A 25,076-nucleotide genomic window follows, 5' to 3' on the forward strand; every position below is an offset into this window, starting at 1 on the left:
ATAGCATTTATAATTAATCAAAGATAGTCAAAGTCAATATGCGAATTAGGTTGTATCGCGAACTGACATGAATATATATAGTTATAGGAAACAAAGCAAGGATGCGTTATTTTGCATAACATAGAATATAGTCCACTGATGAAGGAAAGAGGGGAATGGATATGATGTTTAATCGATTTACACAACGTGCACAAAAAGTTTTACAACTTGCTCAAGAAGAGGCTATTCGTTTAAAACATGAATCTATTGGTACTGAGCATATTCTACTCGGATTGATTCGAGAAGGTGGCGGCATCGCAGCAAAAGCTCTTGAAGCAATTAGCGTGAATGCAGATACTATTGAACGAGAAGTAGAAATTCTGGTGGGTGTAGGCTCTAAAGATGTGGGTCCGATCGTTCATTATACTCCACGCGCAAAACGTGTCATCGAATTATCTGTTGATGAGTCTCGTAAATTAGGACATTCTTATATCGGTACTGAGCATATTTTATTGGCTTTGATTCGAGAAGGGGAAGGTGTGGCAGCGCGCGTTCTGAATAATGCGGGTGTTAGCTTGAATAAAGCTCGCCAACAAGTACTTCAACTGCTTGGTAATGATGAAAGTTCTGTTGGGAACCCAGCGAATTCTGCATCAGCGGCAACACCAACATTAGATGGCTTAGCGCGTGATTTAACTGAGATCGCACGTGAAGGTACATTAGATCCAGTAATTGGACGAAGCAAAGAAATCACACGTGTTATTGAAGTATTGGCACGTCGTACGAAAAACAACCCCGTGCTGATTGGGGAACCGGGTGTAGGTAAAACAGCGATTGCGGAAGGTTTGGCGCAGCAAGTCGTAAGTAATGAAGTACCTGAAATCTTGCGTGACAAACGCGTGATGACACTGGATATGGGTACAGTCGTTGCGGGCACGAAATACCGCGGTGAGTTTGAAGATAGAATGAAGAAAGTAATGGAAGAAATTCGTCAAGCGGGTAACATCATTTTATTCATAGATGAATTACACACGTTGATCGGTGCAGGTGGAGCAGAAGGTGCTATTGATGCATCCAACATCTTGAAGCCGTCACTTGCACGTGGTGAACTACAATGTATCGGTGCTACAACACTTGACGAATACCGTAAATATATTGAAAAAGATGCAGCGCTTGAACGACGTTTCCAACCGATCCAAGTCGATGAGCCAACTGTAGACGAAACAATTCAGATCATTAAAGGCTTGCGTGACCGTTACGAAGCGCGTCACCGAGTAAAGATTACCGATGAAGCAGTTGAAGCCGCGGCGAAGATGTCTGATCGTTATATCTCGGATCGTTTCTTACCCGATAAAGCGATTGACTTAATTGACGAAGCAGGATCGAAAGTACGCTTGCGTTCGTATACAACTCCTCCTAATTTGAAGGAGCTTGAGGTGAAGCTTGAAGCGATCCGTTCTGAGAAGAATGCAGCCGTGCAAAGCCAAGAGTTTGAGAAGGCCGCCTCTTATCGTGATAAAGAGCAGAAAATGAAGGAAGAATTGGAAACAACAAAATCCGCTTGGAAAGAAAAACAAGGGCAGACTGAGTCCGAAGTGACAGTAAATGATATCGCTTCTGTTGTGGCGATGTGGACAGGAATTCCCGTTGACAAGATTGCGGAAACAGAATCTGCTAAATTGCTTAACATGGAAGAAATTCTACATGAACGTGTCATCGGTCAAAATGAATCTGTCGTAGCGATTTCCAAAGCAATCCGCCGTGCGCGTGCGGGGTTAAAAGATCCTAAACGTCCAATTGGTTCATTCATTTTCCTTGGCCCTACTGGTGTAGGTAAAACTGAACTAGCTCGTGCGCTAGCAGAAGTAATGTTCGGTGATGAAGATGCGATGATTCGTATCGACATGTCAGAGTACATGGAGAAGCATGCAACATCTCGTTTAGTTGGATCACCTCCGGGATATGTTGGTTATGAAGAAGGAGGTCAGTTAACGGAGAAAGTTCGCCGTAAGCCTTATTCAGTAGTACTACTTGATGAAATTGAAAAAGCACACCCTGATGTATTCAATATCTTATTGCAAGTATTGGAAGACGGGCGTCTGACGGATTCTAAAGGACGTACAGTTGATTTCCGTAACACGGTAGTCATCATGACTTCTAACGTAGGGGCAACGGAATTGAAGAAAAACCGTTACGTTGGCTTTAATATTCAAGATGGCGAATCCGATTATGATGATATGAAAGAGAAAATGCTTGCTGAGTTGAAAAAAGCATTTAGACCAGAGTTCTTAAACCGTGTAGATGATATGATTGTCTTCCACTCGTTGGAGAAAGAGCACTTGCGTGAAATTGTTAGCTTGATGAGTGATGAGCTGGCAAAACGTTTGGCTGAACAGGACATCGAATTGATGTTAACTGAATCTGCTAAAGATAAGATTACGGATGAGGGATATGATCCTGAATACGGAGCTCGTCCACTACGCCGTGCATTACAGAAACATGTAGAAGATCGTTTATCTGAAGAATTACTCGAAGGTAAAGTTCTGATGGGTGAAAAAGTAATCATTGATGTAGAAAATGACCAGTTTGTCGTGCGTACGGAGAAACAAACAGTAGCAGCAGAAAATTAATAATAGGATAAACCGGATAGCTCGCTCGCTTAGTTTTTTAAAAGCGAAGCGAGCTGTCCTTTTCGTATTTTAAAGTAAGGAGAGAGTATATGGCTAAGCGTAAATCTAAATTCATGTGCCGTTCTTGTGGATATGAATCCGCTAAGTGGATGGGGCGCTGTCCTGGTTGTGGAGAATGGAACACGATGGACGAAGAAGTAGAGATTGTGCAAAAAGGACCGCGTGCCGCATTTCAGCATGGGGAGAGAGTGAAGCAAAAGGCTTTGCCGATCAGTCAGGTGGAAACGGCTGAAGAGCCTCGTGTTAAAACGGAGTTAAAGGAATTAAACCGCGTGCTTGGAGGTGGAATTGTTCCTGGCTCGCTCATATTAATTGGTGGTGATCCGGGAATCGGAAAATCTACATTGTTGCTTCAAGTCTCCTCATTACTTGCGAATCAACAACAACGCGTACTATATATATCGGGAGAGGAATCGATTAAGCAAACAAAGTTACGTGCAGAACGTTTAGGTGTGAAATCAGATGAGTTGTACATTTATGCTGAAACCGATCTTGCAATGATCAATGAAACGGTGGATGAAGTGAAGCCGAGATTTGTTATTGTGGACTCGATTCAGACTGTTCACCATCCTGAAGTATCATCGGCACCGGGGAGTGTATCACAAGTGCGTGAATGTACCGCAGAACTAATGCGTATAGCAAAGACGCAAAACATTGCCATATTCCTCGTAGGTCACGTAACAAAAGAAGGACAAATTGCAGGACCACGATTGCTTGAGCATATGGTGGATACGGTACTGTATTTTGAAGGAGAACGTCACCATACATATCGTATTTTGCGCAGTGTTAAAAACCGTTTTGGTTCCACCAATGAAATTGCCATTTTTGAAATGTTGCAAGCTGGATTAAAAGAAGTCTTAAATCCTTCTGAAATGTTTTTGCGTGAGCGTTCACAAGGTGGGGCAGGCTCTACCATTGTCGCTTCTATGGAAGGTACACGACCCATACTTGTTGAAATTCAGGCATTGATGACGGCATCAAGTTTTAATTATCCGAAGCGAATGGCGACTGGACTGGATCAAAACCGTGTGCAATTATTGATGGCTGTATTGGAAAAGCGTGCAGGAATGCTATTGCAAACACAAGATGCGTATATTAAAGTTGCAGGCGGCGTTAAGTTGGATGAGCCGGCCATTGATTTAGCGGTGTTACTGAGTATTGTTTCTAGTTATCGCGATACAGCTGTAGGAGCGCGGGATTGTTTTGTTGGTGAAGTAGGGTTAACAGGTGAGGTTAGAAGGGTATCTAGAATAGAACAACGCGTTACGGAGGCGGCGAAGCTAGGTTTTGATCGCATTATCATTCCATCGTCTAATCTGGGTGGTTGGGATGTTCCGAATGGGATTGAAGTAGTAGGAGTTGAAACTATAACGGAGGCATTAGGCGTGGCATTTAGATAATAAATTTTTATATAACTAGATGAATAGAAAGGTAAGAAACTTTCCTGCTGTTTAATTAGTCCTAGTAGGGGGAGTGAGGAATTTTCAGAAATTCCTCACTTAACCTAAGCGACCAACCATAATTCGTTGTATACTATAAGGAAGGAAAAGGAGGTGGAAGAATATGTTGAAAAGAGTAGTCCAAGTTTCATTCTTATTAATCGGAGGAACTCTCGGTGTTTTATTTTTACCGTACTTATTCGCTATGTTTGAGTTTACATCTCGCCCCATTATAGAGAACCCTTATGTGGAGGCAATTATAGGAGCCATCATTCTATTTTTATTAAGCTTATTTTTAACTGAACCGATTGTGAATTTCATTAAATGGATTGAAGAAAGACTTCTGAAAGCACCGATTATGGATTTATTATTCGGTACAATTGGATTAGTCGTAGGATTAATCGTTGCATTTTTATTCAGTTTCGGTCTAAGTGCAATTGGCTTTCCGGTAGTATCTTCTGTTGTACCTGTATTATTGTCTATTCTTCTCGGCTATTTAGGTTTCCAGGTAGGTTTTAAAAAGTGGGAAGAGTTTATCAATGCATTTTCCAATTTACGCATGACAACGGCAAAAAAGAAAGAATCAACAGAACCGGTGGTCACTCCACCACAAAAAGATGTATATAAATTATTGGATACTAGCGTCATTATTGATGGGCGTATTGCGGATATCGTGGCAACGGGATTTTTACAAGGGATTTTAGTTGTACCTCAGTTTGTACTGACGGAACTTCAGCATATAGCAGATTCATCTGACACGTTGAAGCGAACGAAAGGTCGGCGTGGCCTAGACATTCTAAAACGTTTACAAAATGATGACGGACCACAAGTTCTTATTACGGACGAAGATATTCCGAATGTAGCCGAAGTGGACTTGAAGTTAGTTAAACTGGCGAAGAAAATGGATGGTTTAGTTGTAACGAATGATTTCAACTTAAATAAAGTATCGGATTTGCATGGCGTTGCAGTTTTGAACATAAATGATCTTGCTAACGCAGTAAAACCGGTAGTCATTCCGGGTGAAGAAATGCATGTGGTCGTAATTAAGGACGGCAAAGAACACAATCAAGGCGTTGCATACTTGGATGATGGCACCATGATCGTAATTGAAGATGGTCGTTCTCATATCGGGGATTCCATTGACGTTGTAGTAACAAGTGTATTGCAAACATCTGCGGGACGCATGATTTTTGCGAAACCCAAAGGTCGATAACCAGCATAGAAAGCAGAGTGACAAACGTGAACTATACAGTGATGATTCCTGCTGCGGGAAGTGGCAAACGAATGGGTGCTGGACAAAATAAACTCCTCCTGAAAATTGGAGAGCATTCAATTTTGTATCATACAGTAAGTGTGTTTCAAGAAGACCCTAATTGTGAAGAAATCATTATGGCTGTGAAGCCGGAAGAGCAAGCCGTGATTGAAGAGATTCTTCAACCGCATCAACACGTCAAACCTATTACATTTGTAAAGGGTGGTGGTGAGCGTCAAAACAGTGTAGCGGCTTGTATCTCTGCTTATAAAGGGAAAAGTATCGTACTAGTACATGACGCAGCTAGACCTTTCTTAAATTCAGCAATCATTACGAAACTGGTGCATACTGCTAATGAAAAAGGAGCAGCTATAGCGGCAGTCAGGGCGAAGGATACAATCAAGTATGCGGATGGCGGAACTGTGAAAGAAACTTTGAATCGTGAAAAACTATGGCTTGTACAAACACCTCAAGCATTTCAATATGAATTGCTGAAAAAAGCATCTGACTTGGCTATTCAAGAAGGTTTCCTCGGCACGGATGAATCCGCGCTGGTGGAACGAATGGGTTACGAAGTCCAGGTGGTAGAAGGCTCGTATGACAATGTAAAGATGACGACCCAGGAAGATTTGGCTATAGGTGAAATCTTACTGGCAAGAAGAAAGTAGGGGGAATAATTACATGTTTCGAATTGGACAAGGTTTTGATGTACATGCATTTGAGGAAGGTAGGCCACTCATAATCGGAGGAATCACCATACCGCACACAAGGGGGTTAATCGGTCACTCCGATGCGGATGTGTTATTGCACACCGTAACAGACGCTGCACTTGGCGCAATTGGTAAAGTGGATATTGGCACACATTTCCCTGATACGGATGATGCGTTTAAAGACGCTGACTCTGCTGTTTTATTGGAAAAAGTATGGGCCATGGTAAGAGAAGAAGGTTACCGTTTAGGTAATATTGATTGTACGATTATTGCGCAGCGCCCGAAAATGGCACCATACATTGGGGACATTCGTCAACGTGTAGCGGAATTGCTTGAAGCGGATATATCGCAAGTGAATGTCAAAGCTACGACTACGGAACGTCTAGGTTTCCCTGGGCGTGAAGAAGGAATCGCAGCGATGGCCACGATTTTACTAATGAAAAACCAGTAACTTTCAAAACGGCTTATAGAGTGCTAAAATAGATAGGAAATTATATAAGAACGTAATCAATTCGAAACGGAGAGGTAAATATTATGACACAAGAAGTACGTGTGCGTTATGCACCGAGTCCAACAGGCCAACTACATATTGGTGGCGCGCGGACCGCGTTATTCAACTATTTGTTCGCTCGTCACTATGACGGGAAATTCATTGTTCGTATTGAAGATACGGATACAGCGCGAAATATTGAAAGTGGTGAACTGTCACAACTTGAAAACCTAACGTGGCTAGGTATCCATCATGACGAATCAATTGATATTGGTGGAGAATACGGACCGTACCGTCAAATGGATCGTCTGGATTTGTATAAAAAGTATGCAGATGAAATGCTCGAAAAAGGACATGCTTACAAATGTTTCTGTACAACTGAAGAGTTAGAAGCAAAGCGTGACGCACAAAAAGCATCGGGAATCGCAGCGCCTATGTATGATGGCACTTGTCGTCATTTGACAGCGGAACAGGTGGCGGAAAATGAAGCAGCGGGGAAAACTTACACTATTCGTATGCGCGTTCCTGAAGATGTCACGTATACGATTGATGACCTTGTGCGTGGAGAGGTAACATTCGAATCAAAAGATATCGGTGACTGGGTTATGGTTAAAACGAATGGTATTCCTACGTATAACTTTGCTGTAGTCGTTGATGATCATTTGATGAAAATCTCTCATGTTTTCCGCGGGGAAGAGCATTTGACGAATACACCAAAGCAACTAATGGTATTTGATGTATTTGGTTGGGATCATCCGCGATTTGGTCATATGACATTGATCGTCAATGAAGAGCGTAAAAAGCTCTCAAAACGTGATGAATCAATTATTCAATTCATTACACAGTATAAAGATTTAGGTTATTTGCCAGAAGCTATGTTTAATTTCTTCTCTTTACTTGGTTGGTCGCCTGTCGGGGAAGAGGAGATTTTCTCTCATGACGAACTTGTGAAACAATTTGATGAATCTCGCTTGTCAAAATCACCCTCCATGTTCGACACGAATAAGCTGACGTGGATGAATAACCAATATATAAAAAAGCTGTCCTTGGAAGAAGTAATTGAATTAACATTGCCTCATCTACAAGCAGCAGGGTTGGTTTCGGAAAATATGTCTGCTGAAGAACAAACATGGGTTCACGATTTGATCGCGTTATACCATGGTCAATTAAGCTTTGGTGCTGAAATTGTGGAGTTATCTGCCCAGTTTTTCCATGACACACTGGAATATGATGAAGTAGCATCGGAAATTCTAGCTGGTGAACAAGTACCTGAGGTGATGACATCACTTAAAGGGCAGCTTGAAGCATTAGAAACTTTTGATGCTCCATCTATTAAAGCAGCGATTAAAGCGGTGCAAAAAGAAACGGGGCATAAAGGTAAGAACTTATTCATGCCTGTACGTGTCGTGGCGACTGGCCAGACGTCAGGACCAGAACTACCAGATGCAATCGCGCTGATCGGTAAAGAGAAAATCATTCAACGCATTGAAAGATTTGCAAAATAATCAATATTGACAATTCGGTGAATTTATGTAAAATGAACCTAATATGAAATTATCATATCAAAAGCGTTGAGAAGGAAAGTACATAGTGGATACTCTGTAGAGAGGGTCATCTAGGCTGGAAATGACCTGAGTCGTTCACTATCGAAATGCACCTTTGAGCGATGAGCTGAAACTGTTAGTAAGCCATACGTATAGTCTGCGTTAAAGACATTAAGCGGGGGACAATTAGGTTCCCAAGCGGAGTGGAACCACGCATTTAATGCGTCTCTGTCATCATAAGTGACGGGGGCGCTTTTTTTATCTCACGATTTTTTAAAAAGTGTTAACCGCCGTCATGTGAAAGAAAAAAGGGGGAAGTTCATTGTTCAAACGTATGAAAGAAGATATTCGGTGTATTTTCGATCAAGATCCGGCAGCTCGTAGCACAATTGAAGTAATCTTAACGTATTCGGGGTTGCATGCAATTTGGATGCATCGTATTGCGCATGTGTTTTATAAGCGTAATCTCCGTTTCTTGGCTCGTGTAGTATCGCAAGTTAGCAGATTCTTTACGGGGATCGAAATTCATCCTGGAGCAGTAATAGGCAGACGTCTATTTATTGATCATGGGATGGGTGTAGTAATAGGGGAAACATGTGAAATTGGCGATGATGTGACACTTTATCAAGGAGTTACACTCGGGGGGACAGGTAAAGAAGGCGGTAAGCGACATCCGACGCTCTGTGATAATGTATTGGTTGCATCGGGTGCTAAAGTACTCGGTTCCATCACAATTGGTGAGAACAGCAAGGTAGGAGCGGGTTCGGTCATATTGAAGGAAGTGCCTCCCAACTCTACAGTAGTTGGGATACCAGGGAAAATCGTTATTTCCAATGGGGTACGTGTAAATAGTAAACTGGATCATTCCACGCAAGATCCGATTTCGGATGAAATCAAGCGATTGGAAAAGCAAATTCAGGAGTTAAAGCTACGTACCCAGCAGTTGGAAACCATGAATGAAAAAAAGGGAGATTTACATGAGCATTCAACTTTATAATACATTGACACGTAAGAAAGAAAAATTTATTCCGATAGAAGAGGGAAAAGTAAAAATGTATGTCTGTGGACCGACCGTTTATAACTATATTCATATCGGAAACGCTCGTCCCGTGATTGCTTTTGATACGATTCGTCGCTACTTGGAATATCGTGGATATGAAGTGAATTATGTCTCGAATTTCACGGACGTAGACGACAAAATCATTAAAGCAGCAAATGATTTAAATGAAGAGGTCGGAGAATTAACCGAGCGGTTCATTGCGGCATATCACGAAGATGTAAGTGCTCTCGGCTGTGAGGTAGCGACAGCACATCCTCGCGTAACTGAGCATATTCAGGACATTGTGGAATTCATTCAAGTTCTAATCGACAAAGGATTTGCCTACGAGTCCCATGGAGATGTCTATTTCCGTACACGTGAATTCGAAGGCTACGGGAAACTTTCACACCAATCTATTGATGAATTAAAAGTAGGTGCGCGGGTCGAAGAGAACGCAATCAAAACAGATCCTCTTGATTTTGCGCTTTGGAAATCAGCAAAAACGGGAGAGATCTCATGGGATAGTCCATGGGGTACAGGTCGTCCAGGGTGGCATATTGAATGTTCGGTAATGGCTAAGCAACTTCTTGGGGACACTATCGATATTCACGCAGGTGGGCAAGACTTAACATTCCCGCATCATGAAAATGAGATTGCGCAGTCTGAAGCGGCTACAGGCAAAACTTTTGCCAACTATTGGATGCATAATGGCTATATCAATATTGATAACGAAAAAATGTCGAAGTCATTAGGTAATTTTATTTTGGTACATGATATTCGGAAGCAAATCGACCCGAAGGTGCTGCGTTTCTTCATGCTGTCTGTGCACTATCGTCATCCTGTCAACTTTGCACAGGAACTCGTAGAGAGCGCAGCGAATGGATTGGAACGGATCCAAACTTCGTACAGCAACTTGCAGCATCGTCTATCGATTTCGGCAGACCTGGCAGAAAATTCCGAGTCATGGTCAAATAAGATCCAAGAACAGATTAACGCATTTGAGAAAGCGATGGATGACGACTTTAATACTGCTAATGCAATTGCGTCAATTTTTGAACTATCCAAACAGGCGAACGTGTACTTGCTTGAGAAAAATACAGACCGCCACATACTTCAGCAATTCATCGATGCGTTGGATCTATTAATGGGTGTACTTGGTTTGCCTTTTGAAAGTACTGATGAATTGATGGATGGTGAAGTGGATAAATTGATCCAAGAACGTCTGGAAGCCCGGAAGAATCGTGATTTTGCACGGTCAGATGAAATTCGCGATGAATTGAAAGTGCGGGGAATCATTTTAGAAGATACAGCGCAAGGTACTCGCTGGAAAAGAGGGTAACAGTGTGGGGAATTTACGTGAAATAGACGTTAAACAACTCAATGCACTAGCACTTGCTTATATGGGAGATGCTGTATATGAAACAGCGGTTAGAGAGCATTTACTACGCTGCGGCCGTGTAAAACCGCAAATTTTGCATAAGGAAGCTACACGCTTTGTCTCTGCAAAAGCACAGGCACGAATTATCCTGACGATGAGAGATCAACAACTTCTCACGGAAGAAGAATTGGCGGTAATGCGACGTGGTCGCAATGCGAAAGCGGGATCCGTCCCTAAAAACACTGACGTTACTACGTATAATTACAGCTCTGCATTCGAAGCAGTCCTCGGGTATGTACATTTATTGGATCGGCAAGAGCGTCTAGCTGAACTGATCGAGATGGCGATTCGACTAGTGGAGCATCCTGAGGAGGAGAAAGCATGACAGAGCTAGAAGTGGAATTGATTGGTGGAAGAAACCCTGTCGTAGAAGCGTTGCGTTCAGGTAGGCAGTTGAATAAAATCTGGGTGGCGGAAGGTGTAAATAAGAAAAGTATCGGCGAAATTATAAAGCTTGCTAAAGAAGCGGGGGTAGTTGTGCAGACGGCACCGAAGCAGAAATTAGATGGTATGACGGATCTGAGTCACCAAGGAATTCTCGCTTCGGTTGCCGCTTACGATTATGCCGAGCTGGAAGATTTATTTGCAATCGCTAAAGAAAGGCAAGAAGATCCGTTCTTTATCATTCTTGACGAGCTTGAAGATCCACATAATCTTGGATCTATCTTACGAACAGCAGACGCTTCAGGTGTACATGGCATCATCATTCCAAAAAGACGCGCTGTTGGATTGACAGGCGTAGTAGCAAAAGCATCAACAGGTGCGATTGAACACATACCAGTTGTGCGAGTGAATAATTTATCTCAAACTGTGGATGAGCTAAAGAAACAAGGGGTGTGGATTGCGGGGACAGATGCATCCAATTCCACTGATTACCGCTATATGGATGCTACGTTACCTTTAGCTGTCATTATAGGTAGCGAAGGAAAAGGCATGTCACGCATTTTACGAGAAAGATGCGATTTCCTTTATAGATTGCCGATGGTCGGAGAAGTTACATCTTTAAATGCTTCGGTAGCAGCGGCATTATTGATGTATGAAGTTCTACGAAAGCGTCAATCCGCTCAGGCTACATCATGAAAAAAGATGTGCTACTCGTTGATGGATACAACATCATCGGTGCGTGGCCTGAACTACAACAACTAAAACAAGAAAATTTTGCGCAAGCGCGTGATCGACTTATTGAGCGGATGGCGGAATTTCAGGCCAACAAGGGATGGCGTGTCATCGTGATATTCGATGCCCACTTAGCACCGGGTATCGAAAAACGAAAAAAACAATACCGCGTGGAAGTCGTCTTTACAAGAGAGAATGAAACGGCGGATGAGCGAATTGAAAAATTGGTTTCCGAATTATCCAATCGCTTGACGCAAATCCATGTAGCAACTTCAGATCTTGTAGAACAATGGGTAGTGTTTGCCCAGGGGGCACTTCGCATCTCGGCACGGGAGTTGGAAATTGCTATGAAAGAAGTGGATCGCGTAATTGCGCAAAAGTTAAAAGATTCAATAGAACAACGGCCTCTATCAAAGATTCCTCTGACGGATGAAGTGGCAGCGGAATTCGAAAAAATGAGACGTGGTGGAAAATGAGTAGTTGACGTGAAAAAACACCACGTCTATACTGACATATAAAACCAATTAGTACTCTGGGGTGGAGAGGTTGGTGTGGGTCATGGAAAATGTGAAGAGTAAAAACGAGTATTCTAAACTATCTGATGAAGAAATGGTGGAATTGATCCATTTAGGGAATTCGGATGTATTAGAATTTTTAATAACCAAATTTCAACCGATTGTCCGAATGAAAGCAAGAACGTATTTTATTATTGGTGGAGATCGTGAAGACATCATGCAAGAAGGAATGATCGGACTCTATAAAGCAATACGTGATTTCCGTCCTGATAGATTAAGCTCATTTAAAGTCTTCGCTGAATTGTGTGTGACGCGACAAATTATTACAGCTATTAAAACTGCCACGCGTCAAAAACATATTCCGCTTAATACATCTATTTCGTTGGACAAGCCGATGTTTGATGAAGATCATGAGCGAACGTTACTGGATATCATATCGGGCTCTACGTTAGATGACCCTGAAGATTTAATCATCCATAAAGAAAACTTCATATTCATGGAAAAAGAGATGAACAAAGTGTTGAGCGGATTGGAAAAAGAAGTATTAACATTGTACTTAGAAGGTCAATCCTATCGTGAAATTTCCGAAGTGCTAAATCGTCAAGTAAAATCAATAGACAATGCTTTGCAACGGATCAAGCGCAAACTGGAACACTCGATGGCAATGGATCTGGTACGTTAAACATATCGATAGTAAATTGACATATCGTTAGTTAAATGATACTCTTTAGCGAGACTATTGTCTTGAATTAGGTGAATCGAAATGTCGAAAAAAATAACTTTAAGCTGTGAGATATGTGGTTCGCGAAACTATTCTTTGCCCGCTGGCAACAACAGCCGTGAGGGAAGAATGAATATAAAGAAGTTTTGCAGTCATTGCAATGCGCATACATTGCATAAGCAAACCATTTGACCAGTTACATAGAGTTCGAGTGAGAACACTATGTCATTCGGAAGGGTTGGAGAAGAATGGGCAAGATTACCGATTTTTTGAAAAAAGTCGTTTCGGAAATGCGGAAAGTCAGCTGGCCGAAACGTAAAGAATTAACAAAGTATACTGTAGTTGTTATTTCGACGGTCATATTCATGGCTATCTATTTCTTCGTAGTAGATCTAGGCATCTCCGGAGTAATGAAATGGTATACAGGTCTGTAAAAATGAAAGTATGAATAGCGTGAGAATATCCCGTTTTGATGAATGAACGGGTTTTTTCAGCTTTATTTTAAGGGAGGGACGGACGCATAGTCCTCAATGTCATGGAAATGGATAAAAATTGGTATGTTGTGCATACGTACTCAGGTTATGAGAACAAAGTAAAGGCTAATCTTGAAAAGCGTGTCGAGACAATGGGCATGTCAGATAAGATATTTCGTGTCGTCATTCCGGAAGAGGAAGAGACGGATATTAAAGACGGTAAAAAGAAAACAGTTATGCGTAAAACGTTCCCGGGCTATGTTTTGGTTGAATTGATCATGACAGATGACTCTTGGTACGTTGTTCGCAATACACCAGGTGTTACTGGATTTATCGGTTCATCAGGTGGTGGGGCGAAGCCTACACCGTTGTTACCGGAAGAAGTAGAGTTCATCCTGAAGCAAATGGGTATGAAGGAACAGCGCGTAGATATCGATTTTGGTGTTGGAGAAAGTGTAACAGTGCTAGAAGGGCCGTTTGCACACTTTGAAGGTAAAGTGGAAGAGATTGAAATGGACAAAGGTAAAGTTGTCGTAAGTGTCGATATGTTCGGACGCGAAACGAAGATGGAGCTTTCGTTCGACCAAGTAGAAAAAATGGATTGATGGGTAATGGGAATTTCCCTCTTGCAAAATCTGTGTAATGGTGGTATCATTTCAAAGGTCAGACTTAGTCTGTACGGATTAACCAATTCTACCGACATCGTCGGCAGGCACATATTTGAGTGGGAGGGGCAACCCAATTACCACATCACGGACTTAAGGAGGTGTGTCTCGTGGCTAAAAAAGTTACTAAAGTAGTGAAATTGCAAATTCCAGCTGGTAAAGCAAATCCAGCACCACCAGTAGGGCCGGCATTAGGTCAAGCAGGTGTTAACATTATGGGATTCTGTAAAGAATTTAACGCTCGTACAGCAGATCAAGCTGGTCTAATTATTCCAGTTGAAATCTCGGTATTCGAGGACCGTTCATTTACATTCATCACAAAAACTCCGCCGGCAGCAGTATTGCTGAAGGTTGCAGCAAACGTTCAAAAGGGTTCAGGTGAGCCTAATAAAAACAAAGTTGCTACAGTTAAGCGTGATAAAGTTAGAGAAATCGCAGAACAAAAGATGCCGGACTTAAACGCGGCGTCAGTTGAAGCGGCGATGGCAATGGTCGAAGGTACTGCTCGCAGTATGGGATTCAAAATCGAAGACTGATTTTGGTTTTTCATAATACAGCAATTGTTTGAAGGTGAAGGCTGCGGTCGAATGAGATTCGCAGCCTTCATTAAGTGGGAGGTTTAATCCGTTAAAACCACAAATGAGGAGGAAAATTCTGATGGCTAAAAGAGGTAAAAAATTCGTAGATGCAGCGAAGCTTGTAGATCGTACAGCTACATACACTACGAAAGAAGCAATTGAACTTGCTAAAAAGACAACTACTACTAATTTTGATGCAACAGTTGAAGTAGCTTTCCGTCTTGGTATTGATACTCGTAAAAACGATCAGCAAATCCGTGGAGCTGTAGTGCTTCCAAACGGTACTGGTAAAACTCAACGCGTATTAGTATTCGCTAAAGGTGATAAAGTGAAAGAAGCAGAAGCTGCAGGCGCAGACTATGTAGGCGACGCAGAATTGATTGCTAAAATTCAACAAGGTTGGTTCGATTTCGACGTAATCGTTGCTACACCTGACATGATGGGCGAAGTTGGTAAGATTGGTCGCGTACTTGGACCAAAAGGTCTTATGCCGAACCCGAAAACAGGTACTGTAACATTCGACGTAACAAAGGCTGTTGAAGAAATCAAAGCAGGTAAAGTTGAATATCGTGCGGATAAAGCTGGAATCATCCATGCGCCAATCGGTAAAGTTTCTTTCGATAACGAGAAGTTAGAAGAAAACTTCTTGACGATCTTTGAAACGATTCAAAAAGCTAAACCTGCATCAGCAAAAGGAACATTCATGAAATCGGTAAACGTTACGACAACTATGGGTCCTGCTGTTAAAATAGATCCGTCAAGCGTTACTGTTAAAAAATAATTGACAAGCATATAGTGATCTGTTAAGATTACGCTTGTTATGATGATAACCATTTGTACCGAAGACAGCAGGTGTGGCTTGCCACTTAATGCTCCTGCCGAGGACAAGACGCTCTTTTTAAAAGATGACGACTTTTCTGCCCTCATGTCTTAGACATTGAGGGCTTTTTATATCGGTATAAGTGACCCTAATTACCAGGAGGTGTCAACATGAGCAAAATTTTAGAAGCTAAACAAGCGGTCGTGTCAGAAGTTGCTGACAAGCTGCAATCAGCAGCATCTGTAGTAGTTGTCGATTACCGTGGTCTTACGGTTTCACAAGTTACAGAACTGCGTAAACAACTTCGTGAAGCGGGCATCGAGTTCAAAGTTTATAAAAACTCAATGGTGCGTCGTGCGACGGTAGTTGCAGGACTAGAAGGTTTGAACGAAAACTTGACAGGTCCAAACGCTATCGCCTTCTCTACGGAAGACGTAGTAGCGCCAGCTAAAATCTTAAATGATTTCGCTAAAAAGAACGACAAGCTTGAAATTAAAGCGGGTGTGATCGAAGGAAACGTTGCATCAGCTGAAGATGTGAAAGCATTGGCTACTCTACCGTCTCGCGATGGTCTACTATCTATGCTACTCAGCGTTCTTCAAGCGCCAGTACGAAACTTTGCACTTGCTACGAAAGCAGTTGCAGAACAAAAAGAAGAGCAAGGTGCTTAATTTCGCATCTTGACAGTGACCGGAAAAAACTAGCCGGTTAAATACAACTTTCCAGGAGGAACTTAAAATGACTAATGCACAAATTTTAGACGCAATCAAAGAAATGACAGTTCTTGAACTAAACGACCTTGTTAAAGCAATCGAAGAAGAATTCGGCGTAACAGCAGCAGCACCTGTTGCAGCAGCTGGAGCAGTTGCGGAAGCAGCTGAAGAGCAAACTGAATTCGATGTAATCCTAGCATCAGCTGGAGATCAAAAAATCAAAGTTATCAAAGCAGTTCGTGAAATCACTGGCCTAGGCTTGAAAGAAGCTAAAGCTCTTGTAGACGAAGCTCCTAAAGCTGTTAAAGAAGCAGCAACTAAAGAAGAAGCAGAAGAAATGAAAGCTAAACTTGAAGAAGTTGGCGCATCTGTAGAATTTAAGTAATTTCTACTTCCTTGAGAAAAGCCCGTCTATCTGACGGGCTTTTTTCTTCATATACAGATAATGTAACTCTACGCAGGAGGTATATATATATGGGAGAGCATTATTACTCAAAAAACCCTCAAGTTTCAAGTGCCCCCAAGCAGTGGAAGGCTGAGATTCGTAACAAAGTTTTTTTATTCACGACAGATGCTGGTGTATTTAGTAAAGGTAGTGTAGATGAAGGATCAAAATTGCTCGCTGAGACGTTTAAAGTGCCGTCCGTCGGGGGAGACTTCTTGGAAATAGGGTGCGGTTATGGACCGATTGCGTTGTCCATTGCGTCAGATTTCCCTGAGCGGCTTGTCCACATGGTAGATGTTAATGAGCGGGCGTTAGCTCTTTCTGAAATAAATGCCCAACAAAACAAGATCGTCAATATAAAAATTTATGAGAGTAGTGGAGTTGATCAAGTACAATCTGATGGCTTTGCTGCGATTATAACAAATCCTCCTATTCGAGCAGGTAAGCAAACAGTCTTTTCATTTTACGACGGTGCTTATGAAAAATTGGCTTTGGGTGGCGAACTATGGGTTGTCATTCAAAAGAAACAAGGGGCGCCATCCACAATAGACTACTTGAAGAAGTTGTTTGGTAATGTGGACACAGTTGCTAAGAAAAAAGGCTACTTTATTTTGGTAGCGAAAAAAGTTTGACAGGATCGATATCTTATAGTAGCATTATTAAATGCATAAATATTTATATTGCAGCTGTATGCCCTTTTGTGTGATGTAGTAGAGGAAAAGGCATATTGATGTTTGGATAAAGATTGTGAAATCGAAAATGAGCTCTTGTCGGAACTCGTTTTCTTTTTGTTTTTTCGAAGTCACAGCGGAATTTCTGATTTTGCAAAAACTAATATTGTCTTAATGAGGGGTGAATGAGTTGACAGGTCATTTAGTTCAGTATGGTCAACATCGTCAGCGTAGAAGTTTCGCGCGAATCAAAGAAGTACTCGATTTACCAAATTTGATTGAAATTCAAACGGCATCTTACGAGTGGTTCTTAGAAGAGGGGTTACGTGAAATGTTCCGGGATATTTCTCCTATCCAGGATTTCACAGGTAACTTGTCCTTGGAATTTATCGATTACAAACTGGGTGATCCCAAATATCCAGTAGACGAATCAAAAGAGCGCGATGTGACATATGCCGCACCACTTCGTGTAAAAGTACGTCTTCATAACCAGGAAACCGGCGATGTGAAGGAACAAGACGTTTTCATGGGAGATTTCCCGCTCATGACGGAAAATGGAACATTCATTATTAACGGTGCTGAGCGTGTTATTGTATCACAGCTCGTTCGTTCGCCAAGTGTTTACTACAATGATAAGACGGACAAAAATGGTAAGCGAGGATTTGGCGCTACTGTTATTCCGAACCGTGGAGCGTGGCTTGAGTATGAAACAGATGCAAAAGATGTAGTACATGTCCGTATCGACCGTACTCGTAAGTTGCCAATCACTGTTTTATTGCGTGCATTAGGCTTCTCTACTGATCAAGAAATTATCGACTTAATCGGCGATAATGAATATTTACGGAATTCATTAGAAAAAGATAATACCGAGACTTCAGAAAAAGCGATGCTTGAAATCTATGAGCGACTTCGTCCAGGTGAACCACCAACACTAGACAGCGCAAGAAGTCTTTTATATTCACGTTTCTTCGATCCAAAGCGCTATGATTTGGCGAATGTTGGGCGTTATAAAATGAATAAGAAGCTTCACTTGCAAAATCGACTGTTCAACCAAACGGCTGCTGAAACACTTGTCGACCCTGAAACAGGCGAGATTTTAGTGGAAAAGGATCAGCTGATCGACCGACGTACATTGGATAAATTACTACCATTTTTATCTCAAGGTATCAATACTGAGTCGATCGAACATGTAGGGTCTATATTGGAAGAGCCGATGGTTATTCAGACGCTAAAGATTTACGCACCGAAAAGTGAAGAAAAACAAGTAATTAATGTCATTTCTAACGCTGAAGTAGACGAGTCTATTAAACATATTACCCCTTCAGATATCGTTGCTTCTATTAGTTATTTCTTCAACCTCTTGCATGGTGTAGGAAACACGGATGATATTGACCATCTTGGTAATCGTCGTTTGCGTTCTGTTGGTGAATTACTCCAAAACCAATTCCGTATCGGTCTTTCCCGTATGGAGCGTGTGGTTAAAGAGAGAATGTCTATCAATGACACGCAATCTATAGTACCTCAACAATTGATCAATATTCGTCCTGTTATTGCATCAATTAAAGAGTTTTTCGGTAGCTCGCAGCTATCTCAGTTTATGGACCAAACAAATCCATTGGCTGAATTGACACATAAGCGTCGTTTATCTGCACTAGGACCTGGTGGTTTGACTCGTGAGCGAGCAGGAATGGAAGTTCGTGACGTTCACTACTCTCATTATGGTCGTATGTGTCCGATAGAAACGCCAGAGGGACCGAACATTGGACTGATTAACTCGTTGTCTACATTCGCGAAAGTGAATCAATTTGGTTTCATTGAGACTCCTTATCGTAAAGTAGATCTAGAAACGGGTCGCGTTACTTCACAGATTGATTATTTAACAGCGGATATTGAAGATAACTATGTAGTGGCTCAAGCAAACGCGTTGCTTGAGGAAGACGGATCATTTACGAATGAAGGCGTCGTAGGACGTTTCCAAGGGGATAACACTGTATTCCGTCGTGAACAAATGGATTATATGGATGTTTCGCCTAAGCAAGTTGTGTCAGCGGCTACTGCATGTATTCCTTTCCTAGAAAATGATGACTCTAACCGTGCATTGATGGGTGCGAACATGCAACGTCAAGCAGTTCCTTTGTTAAATCCGGAAGCGCCATTTGTAGGTACAGGTATGGAGCATATTTCTGCACGTGATTCAGGAGCAGCTGTTGTTTCTAAATACCACGGTATTGTAGAACACGTAGAAGCTAAGGAGATTCGTATTCGCCGTATTGAAGAAGTGGGCGGTAAAGAAGTCAAGGGTGACCTTGTCGTTTGCCGTTTATCTAAATTCATTCGTTCGAACCAAGGAACTTGCTATAACCAACGTCCAATTGTAAAAGTTGGCGACCGTGTCAAACCGCTTGATATTCTTGCGGACGGACCATCAATGGAACAGGGAGAACTCGCGCTTGGACGTAACGTTCTAACTGCGTTCATGACATGGGATGGTTACAACTACGAAGATGCGATTATCATGAGTGAGCGTCTGGTGAAAGATGATGTATTCACGTCTGTTCATATTGAAGAATATGAATCGGAGGCACGTGATACGAAGCTTGGGCCAGAAGAAATCACGCGTGATATTCCAAACGTCGGAGAAGATGCATTACGCAACTTGGATGACAGAGGAATTATTCGTATCGGTGCAGAAGTACGAGATGGAGATATCTTGGTCGGTAAAGTAACGCCTAAGGGTGTTACGGAATTGACTGCGGAAGAACGTCTTCTACATGCAATCTTTGGGGAAAAAGCACGTGAAGTCCGCGATACTTCATTACGTGTCCCTCATGGAGCAGGCGGAATAGTTCTGGATGTCAAAGTCTTCAACCGTGAAGATGGCGATGAGCTATCTCCAGGAGTAAATCAGTTAGTACGAGTATATATCGTACAGAAGCGTAAAATCTCTGTTGGAGATAAGATGGCAGGACGTCACGGTAATAAGGGGGTTATTTCCCGAATCTTACCTGAGTCGGAAATGCCGTTCCTTCCAGATGGTACACCGATCGATGTTATGTTAAATCCACTAGGTGTTCCGTCACGTATGAATATCGGACAGGTTCTTGAAATGCATCTTGGTATGGCTGCGCGTAGTCTAGGTATTCACACTGCATCTCCTGTATTTGACGGTGCAAACGAAGAAGACGTTTGGGCTACAATGGAAGAAGCAGGAATGGACCGTGACGGTAAAACCATGCTATACGATGGTCGTTCAGGTGAACCATTTGATAACCGTGTATCAGTCGGCGTTATGTACTTGATCAAACTTGCCCACATGGTAGATGATAAGTTGCACGCACGATCTACTGGACCATACTCACTCGTTACACAGCAACCACTCGGCGGTAAAGCCCAGTTCGGTGGACAGCGTTTCGGGGAAATGGAAGTATGGGCGCTAGAAGCATATGGTGCCGCTTATACATTGCAAGAAATTTTAACAGTCAAATCCGATGACGTCGTAGGACGTGTGAAGACATACGAAGCGATTGTTAAAGGTGATAGCGTACCTCAACCAGGTGTACCGGAATCATTTAAAGTACTAATCAAAGAACTTCAAAGTTTAGGGTTAGATGTGAAGATGTTGACGGAAGACTTCGAAGAAATTGAGTTACGTGATTTAGACGACGAAGAAGACTTGCAACCAACTGACGCATTGAACTTGATTAAAGAAGATCAACCGATCGCCTAAAGCAGATAGTGCTGATATGAAATGTAAATAAAACAAACAAAAATGAATAGAAGAGGGCTTCGAGCACCCTCTTCTATTTTATTCAGTAAGAAGAATGTCTTACATGAATGTACTACTACAAGTTAAGTTGACTGATAAGCCGTTATGGCGATTAGACTAAAGGGAGGTTGGCTCCTTGATAGATGTTAATAATTTTGAGTATATGAAAATTGGCCTTGCTTCACCTGACAAGATTCGTTCTTGGTCGTATGGAGAAGTAAAAAAACCTGAAACGATCAATTACCGTACATTAAAGCCTGAGAAAGACGGATTATTCTGTGAGAGAATCTTCGGTCCGACGAAAGATTGGGAATGTCACTGTGGTAAATATAAGCGAGTCCGTTATAAGGGCGTTGTTTGTGATCGTTGTGGCGTAGAGGTAACGCGTCAAAAAGTCCGTCGCGAACGAATGGGACATATTGAGCTTGCGGCACCTGTCACACATATTTGGTACTTCAAAGGAATTCCGAGCCGTATGGGCTTGATTTTGGACATGACACCACGCGCATTGGAAGAGATTATCTACTTTGCATCTTACGTAGTTGTAGAACCGGCAGATACTCCACTTGAACGCAAGCAATTGCTTTCTGAGAAAGAGTATCGCTTGTACCGTGAAAAGTATGGTTCCAAATTCCAAGCTGCAATGGGAGCGGAAGCAATCGAGCAACTACTACGTGCAATCGACTTGGATAAGGAAACAGATTCGTTGAAAGAAGAGTTGAAAACAGTACAAGGTCAGCGTCGTACACGCGCAATCCGACGTTTAGAAGTCGTGGAATCTTTCCGTAACTCTGGAAACCGTCCGGAATGGATGGTACTCGAAGTACTTCCAGTCATCCCCCCTGAATTGCGTCCTATGGTACAGCTAGACGGAGGGCGTTTTGCAACATCTGACTTGAATGATCTTTATCGTAGAGTTATTAACCGGAATAACCGTCTAAAGCGTCTATTGGATTTAGGAGCACCCGGCATTATCGTCCAGAACGAGAAGCGTATGCTTCAAGAAGCGGTAGATGCACTTGTAGATAATGGTCGTCGTGGAAGACCTGTAACAGGTCCAGGAAACCGTCCATTGAAATCACTTTCTCATATGCTAAAAGGTAAGCAAGGGCGTTTCCGCCAGAACTTACTTGGTAAACGTGTAGACTATTCTGGTCGTTCGGTTATCGTAGTAGGTCCTAACTTAAAAATGTACCAATGCGGTCTGCCTAAGGAAATGGCGATCGAGCTATTTAAGCCGTTCGTTATGAAGGAATTAGTGGAACGTAACTTGGCGCATAACATCAAAAGTGCTAAACGTAAGATTGAACGTCTTCATTCCGAAGTATGGGATGTATTGGAAGACGTCATCAAAGAACATCCAGTGCTTCTTAACCGAGCACCGACACTTCACCGTCTGGGGATACAGGCGTTCGAACCGATACTGGTCGAGGGGCGTGCGATTACGTTACACCCGCTCGTATGTACAGCTTACAACGCTGACTTCGATGGTGACCAAATGGCTGTTCACGTACCACTATCCGCTGAAGCTCAAGCTGAAGCACGTCTATTGATGCTAGCTGCTCAAAACATTTTGAACCCGAAAGACGGAAAACCAGTTGTAACTCCTTCACAGGATATGGTTCTTGGAAACTATTACTTAACAGTCGAGCGAAAAAATGCGGCTGGAGAAGGTTCTGTGTTTAGTGATCCGAATGAAGCGTTAATCGCATATCAAACAGGACATGTTCACTTACATTCCCGCATCGCGGTACAGGCTGGCAGTATTAACAACCCAACGTTTACGGATAAACAAAATAGTCAGCTATTGTTAACGACTGTAGGTAAAATCATTTTCAATGAGATTTTACCGGAAACGTTTCCGTACATCAACGAACCGACGAATCATAACTTGCAGGTAGAAACACCTGACAAGTACTTCATCGACGGAACAGTAAATGTTAAGGAACACCTGCAAGAAGCAGAACTAATCACGCCGTTCAAAAAAGCAATCCTTGGGGAAATTATCGCGGAAATCTTCCGTCGCTTCCACATTACAGAAACTTCTAGAATGTTGGATAGAATGAAAAACCTAGGATTTAAATATTCTACTCGTGCTGGAATTACAATCGGTATTTCCGATATCGTGGTCTTGCCGAATAAAGCAGAAATTCTTCATGAAGCACAAGAAAAAGTTGATAAAGTCACGCAGCAGTTCCGACGTGGTTTAATTACCGAGGAAGAGCGTTATGATCGTGTCATCTCTTATTGGAGCCATGCGAAGGATATCATTCAGAATAAGCTAATGGATTCATTGGATATTGAAAACCCGATCTTCATGATGAGTGACTCCGGAGCCCGTGGTAACGCATCAAACTTTACACAACTTGCTGGTATGCGTGGACTAATGGCCAACCCGGCTGGACGGATTATCGAACTTCCGATCAAATCTTCCTTCCGTGAAGGTCTGACAGTACTCGAATACTTTATCTCTACACACGGTGCACGTAAAGGTCTTGCCGATACAGCACTGAAGACTGCCGATTCAGGTTACTTGACTCGTCGTCTCGTAGACGTAGCGCAAGATGTTATCGTTCGTGAAGAAGATTGCGGAACAGACCGTGGTCTTGCAATTACTGCATTAACCGAAGGAAATGAAATGATCGAAACATTGTTTGAGCGTATTGAAGGCCGTCACACGAAGAAGACTATCAAACATCCGGAAACGGGTGAAGTCATTCTTGCGAAAAACGGGTTGATTACTGCGGACATAGCGAACATAGTAATTCAAGCTGGTATCGAAGAAGTGACGATTCGTTCTGCATTTACATGTAATACGAAGCACGGCGTATGTAAAAAATGTTACGGTATCAACTTAGCCACTGGAGAAACGGTAGAAGTAGGGGAAGCTGTGGGAATCATTGCAGCGCAATCTATCGGAGAGCCAGGAACACAGTTAACGATGCGTACATTCCACACAGGTGGAGTTGCCGGAGATGATATTACGCAAGGTCTTCCACGTATTCAGGAAATTTTTGAATCTCGTAATCCGAAAGGTGTAGCGGTTATTTCTGAAATTGCAGGTACTGTTATTGAAATTGATGAAATCCGTGAAGGCTTGAAAGAAATTACTATTGAAGGTGAAGTGGAAACACGTAAATATCCTACGTTGTACAATGCGCGCTTGAAGGTAGAAGTAGGCGATGTGGTTGAGCGTGGGCAAACTATTACTGAAGGTTCTATTGACCCTAAACAATTGATCGTTGTAAAAGACGTTTCAACTGTACAAGAGTATCTCTTGAAAGAAGTTCAAAAAGTCTACCGTATGCAAGGGGTAGAGATTGGTGATAAGCACGTTGAAGTAATGGTACGTCAAATGCTTCGAAAAGTTCGAGTAATTGAAGCAGGAGATACTGATCTTCTTCCGGGTTCATTATTGGACATTCACCAATTCTCTGAAGCGAACGAAAAGGTGTTGTTAGCAGGTAAAGTCCCAGCTACCTCACGTCCGGTAATTCTCGGAATTACGAAAGCTTCACTTGAAACAGAATCATTCTTGTCGGCCGCATCATTCCAGGAAACGACAAGAGTCCTTACAGATGCAGCTATTAAAGGTAAAACAGATGAGTTGCTAGGTCTGAAAGAAAACGTTATTATCGGGAAATTGGTCCCTGCAGGTACTGGAATGCAGAGATACCGCCAAATAAAAATGCAACACGATCAAGTAGAAGAGACTATTCCAGCTGAATAAAAATAAACGGGACATCGCTCCCGTTTATTTTCTTAAATTCGTTGACAAGTTATTGTAGAGATGATAATATACAAAAGGTTGATAGTTGTTGACCGTTAACTTTTCAGGAAGAAAAAACTCTTTCGAATAAGTACAAGGCGATAAGCAATCATCATTATAAAATAACAGTAAGCAGAGATCTCTGGAGTTACTGTCACCCGTTTTTGTGTGTGCACGCACAAAAACTTTGTTTTTACTTAAAAATGAACCACCTGGGTGTGTGGTATTATAAAAAACTTGGAA

The 25,076-nt window shown here is 42.2% G+C and carries 22 protein-coding genes and 2 other annotated features; all 22 genes read left to right on the forward strand.

Features of this window, described 5'->3' with window-relative positions; genetic code table 11:
- Positions 1-161: 161 nt before the first annotated feature.
- The gene (locus CSV67_RS04925; protein WP_099630515.1) at positions 162-2,609 is read left to right on the forward strand and encodes an ATP-dependent Clp protease ATP-binding subunit; all 2,448 of its coding nucleotides are present in this window, start codon (positions 162-164) and stop codon (positions 2,607-2,609) included.
- A gap of 89 nt (positions 2,610-2,698) precedes the next feature.
- Positions 2,699-4,069, forward strand: coding sequence for a DNA repair protein RadA (radA, locus tag CSV67_RS04930; protein WP_099630516.1), 1,371 nt, complete (start codon positions 2,699-2,701; stop codon positions 4,067-4,069).
- A 163-nt stretch (positions 4,070-4,232) separates the two neighbouring features.
- The gene (locus tag CSV67_RS04935; RefSeq protein WP_099630517.1) at positions 4,233-5,321 is read left to right on the forward strand and encodes a PIN/TRAM domain-containing protein; all 1,089 of its coding nucleotides are present in this window, start codon (positions 4,233-4,235) and stop codon (positions 5,319-5,321) included.
- A 26-nt stretch (positions 5,322-5,347) separates the two neighbouring features.
- A complete protein-coding gene (gene ispD, locus CSV67_RS04940) occupies positions 5,348-6,028 on the forward strand; it encodes a 2-C-methyl-D-erythritol 4-phosphate cytidylyltransferase (RefSeq protein ID WP_099630518.1) in 681 nt (226 codons plus the stop codon).
- 13 nt (positions 6,029-6,041) lie between these two features.
- A complete protein-coding gene (gene ispF / locus CSV67_RS04945) occupies positions 6,042-6,521 on the forward strand; it encodes a 2-C-methyl-D-erythritol 2,4-cyclodiphosphate synthase (protein ID WP_099630519.1) in 480 nt (159 codons plus the stop codon).
- A gap of 83 nt (positions 6,522-6,604) precedes the next feature.
- Positions 6,605-8,065, forward strand: a complete 1,461-nt coding sequence (gltX, locus tag CSV67_RS04950; RefSeq protein ID WP_099630520.1) for a glutamate--tRNA ligase — start codon at positions 6,605-6,607, stop codon at positions 8,063-8,065.
- 57 nt (positions 8,066-8,122) lie between these two features.
- Positions 8,123-8,337, forward strand: a binding site (T-box leader).
- 89 nt (positions 8,338-8,426) lie between these two features.
- Positions 8,427-9,101 (forward strand): serine O-acetyltransferase, encoded by a 675-nt coding sequence (gene cysE / locus CSV67_RS04955; RefSeq protein ID WP_099630521.1) that lies wholly within the window; start codon positions 8,427-8,429, stop codon positions 9,099-9,101.
- Positions 9,082-10,482 carry a cysteine--tRNA ligase gene (gene cysS / locus CSV67_RS04960; RefSeq protein WP_099630522.1) on the forward strand — a complete coding sequence of 467 codons (1,401 nt, stop codon included), beginning with the start codon at positions 9,082-9,084 and terminating at the stop codon, positions 10,480-10,482. The genes cysE and cysS overlap by 20 nt, the downstream gene beginning before the upstream one ends.
- Positions 10,483-10,486: 4 nt before the next feature.
- Positions 10,487-10,906, forward strand: a complete 420-nt coding sequence (locus CSV67_RS04965) for a Mini-ribonuclease 3 (RefSeq protein WP_099630523.1) — start codon at positions 10,487-10,489, stop codon at positions 10,904-10,906.
- Complete coding sequence (gene rlmB, locus CSV67_RS04970) at positions 10,903-11,661, forward strand: 23S rRNA (guanosine(2251)-2'-O)-methyltransferase RlmB (RefSeq protein ID WP_099630524.1); 759 nt, start codon at positions 10,903-10,905, stop codon at positions 11,659-11,661. Before CSV67_RS04965 ends, rlmB begins: the two co-directional genes overlap by 4 nt.
- On the forward strand, positions 11,658-12,173 hold the full coding sequence (locus CSV67_RS04975; RefSeq protein ID WP_099630525.1) for an NYN domain-containing protein: 516 nt from the start codon (positions 11,658-11,660) through the stop codon (positions 12,171-12,173). The genes rlmB and CSV67_RS04975 overlap by 4 nt, the downstream gene beginning before the upstream one ends.
- Before the next feature lie 82 nt (positions 12,174-12,255).
- The gene (gene sigH / locus CSV67_RS04980) at positions 12,256-12,894 is read left to right on the forward strand and encodes an RNA polymerase sporulation sigma factor SigH (protein ID WP_099630596.1); all 639 of its coding nucleotides are present in this window, start codon (positions 12,256-12,258) and stop codon (positions 12,892-12,894) included.
- 81 nt (positions 12,895-12,975) lie between these two features.
- Positions 12,976-13,125 carry a 50S ribosomal protein L33 gene (gene rpmG, locus CSV67_RS04985; RefSeq protein ID WP_099630526.1) on the forward strand — a complete coding sequence of 50 codons (150 nt, stop codon included), beginning with the start codon at positions 12,976-12,978 and terminating at the stop codon, positions 13,123-13,125.
- 56 nt (positions 13,126-13,181) lie between these two features.
- Entirely contained in the window at positions 13,182-13,367 is a 186-nt protein-coding gene (gene secE / locus CSV67_RS04990; RefSeq protein WP_099630527.1) for a preprotein translocase subunit SecE, read from the forward strand.
- A 107-nt stretch (positions 13,368-13,474) separates the two neighbouring features.
- A complete protein-coding gene (nusG, locus tag CSV67_RS04995) occupies positions 13,475-14,011 on the forward strand; it encodes a transcription termination/antitermination protein NusG (protein ID WP_099630597.1) in 537 nt (178 codons plus the stop codon).
- A gap of 170 nt (positions 14,012-14,181) precedes the next feature.
- The gene (gene rplK, locus CSV67_RS05000; RefSeq protein ID WP_029053289.1) at positions 14,182-14,607 is read left to right on the forward strand and encodes a 50S ribosomal protein L11; all 426 of its coding nucleotides are present in this window, start codon (positions 14,182-14,184) and stop codon (positions 14,605-14,607) included.
- Between the two features lie 121 nt (positions 14,608-14,728).
- On the forward strand, positions 14,729-15,430 hold the full coding sequence (gene rplA / locus CSV67_RS05005; RefSeq protein ID WP_099630528.1) for a 50S ribosomal protein L1: 702 nt from the start codon (positions 14,729-14,731) through the stop codon (positions 15,428-15,430).
- Between the two features lie 40 nt (positions 15,431-15,470).
- Positions 15,471-15,609: a sequence feature (ribosomal protein L10 leader region), on the forward strand.
- Positions 15,610-15,639: 30 nt separating this feature from the next.
- Positions 15,640-16,140 (forward strand): 50S ribosomal protein L10, encoded by a 501-nt coding sequence (gene rplJ, locus CSV67_RS05010; protein WP_099630529.1) that lies wholly within the window; start codon positions 15,640-15,642, stop codon positions 16,138-16,140.
- A 67-nt stretch (positions 16,141-16,207) separates the two neighbouring features.
- Entirely contained in the window at positions 16,208-16,567 is a 360-nt protein-coding gene (gene rplL, locus CSV67_RS05015; RefSeq protein WP_099630530.1) for a 50S ribosomal protein L7/L12, read from the forward strand.
- Positions 16,568-16,656: 89 nt separating this feature from the next.
- A complete protein-coding gene (locus tag CSV67_RS05020) occupies positions 16,657-17,259 on the forward strand; it encodes a class I SAM-dependent methyltransferase (protein ID WP_099630531.1) in 603 nt (200 codons plus the stop codon).
- Between the two features lie 220 nt (positions 17,260-17,479).
- Positions 17,480-21,025, forward strand: a complete 3,546-nt coding sequence (rpoB, locus tag CSV67_RS05025) for a DNA-directed RNA polymerase subunit beta (protein WP_199173135.1) — start codon at positions 17,480-17,482, stop codon at positions 21,023-21,025.
- A 175-nt stretch (positions 21,026-21,200) separates the two neighbouring features.
- Complete coding sequence (rpoC, locus tag CSV67_RS05030; RefSeq protein WP_099630533.1) at positions 21,201-24,794, forward strand: DNA-directed RNA polymerase subunit beta'; 3,594 nt, start codon at positions 21,201-21,203, stop codon at positions 24,792-24,794.
- Positions 24,795-25,076 lie beyond the last annotated feature (282 nt).

Source organism: Sporosarcina sp. P2, from assembly GCF_002743255.1.
Classification (GTDB): domain Bacteria; phylum Bacillota; class Bacilli; order Bacillales_A; family Planococcaceae; genus Sporosarcina.

Excerpts from the sequence above, each read along its gene's own strand:
- rpmG (WP_099630526.1), top strand. The coding sequence starts at position 12,976 with ATGTCGAAAAAAATAACTTTAAGCTGTGAGATATGTGGTTCGCGAAAC.
- rlmB (WP_099630524.1), top strand. The coding sequence starts at position 10,903 with ATGACAGAGCTAGAAGTGGAATTGATTGGTGGAAGAAACCCTGTCGTA.
- nusG (WP_099630597.1), top strand. The coding sequence starts at position 13,475 with ATGGATAAAAATTGGTATGTTGTGCATACGTACTCAGGTTATGAGAAC.
- cysS (WP_099630522.1), top strand. The coding sequence starts at position 9,082 with ATGAGCATTCAACTTTATAATACATTGACACGTAAGAAAGAAAAATTT.
- gltX (WP_099630520.1), top strand. The coding sequence starts at position 6,605 with ATGACACAAGAAGTACGTGTGCGTTATGCACCGAGTCCAACAGGCCAA.
- CSV67_RS04935 (WP_099630517.1), top strand. The coding sequence starts at position 4,233 with ATGTTGAAAAGAGTAGTCCAAGTTTCATTCTTATTAATCGGAGGAACT.
- CSV67_RS05020 (WP_099630531.1), top strand. The coding sequence starts at position 16,657 with ATGGGAGAGCATTATTACTCAAAAAACCCTCAAGTTTCAAGTGCCCCC.
- rplL (WP_099630530.1), top strand. The coding sequence starts at position 16,208 with ATGACTAATGCACAAATTTTAGACGCAATCAAAGAAATGACAGTTCTT.
- ispF (WP_099630519.1), top strand. The coding sequence starts at position 6,042 with ATGTTTCGAATTGGACAAGGTTTTGATGTACATGCATTTGAGGAAGGT.
- rplA (WP_099630528.1), top strand. The coding sequence starts at position 14,729 with ATGGCTAAAAGAGGTAAAAAATTCGTAGATGCAGCGAAGCTTGTAGAT.
- secE (WP_099630527.1), top strand. The coding sequence starts at position 13,182 with ATGGGCAAGATTACCGATTTTTTGAAAAAAGTCGTTTCGGAAATGCGG.
- CSV67_RS04975 (WP_099630525.1), top strand. The coding sequence starts at position 11,658 with ATGAAAAAAGATGTGCTACTCGTTGATGGATACAACATCATCGGTGCG.
- CSV67_RS04925 (WP_099630515.1), top strand. The coding sequence starts at position 162 with ATGATGTTTAATCGATTTACACAACGTGCACAAAAAGTTTTACAACTT.
- rplJ (WP_099630529.1), top strand. The coding sequence starts at position 15,640 with ATGAGCAAAATTTTAGAAGCTAAACAAGCGGTCGTGTCAGAAGTTGCT.
- sigH (WP_099630596.1), top strand. The coding sequence starts at position 12,256 with ATGGAAAATGTGAAGAGTAAAAACGAGTATTCTAAACTATCTGATGAA.
- radA (WP_099630516.1), top strand. The coding sequence starts at position 2,699 with ATGGCTAAGCGTAAATCTAAATTCATGTGCCGTTCTTGTGGATATGAA.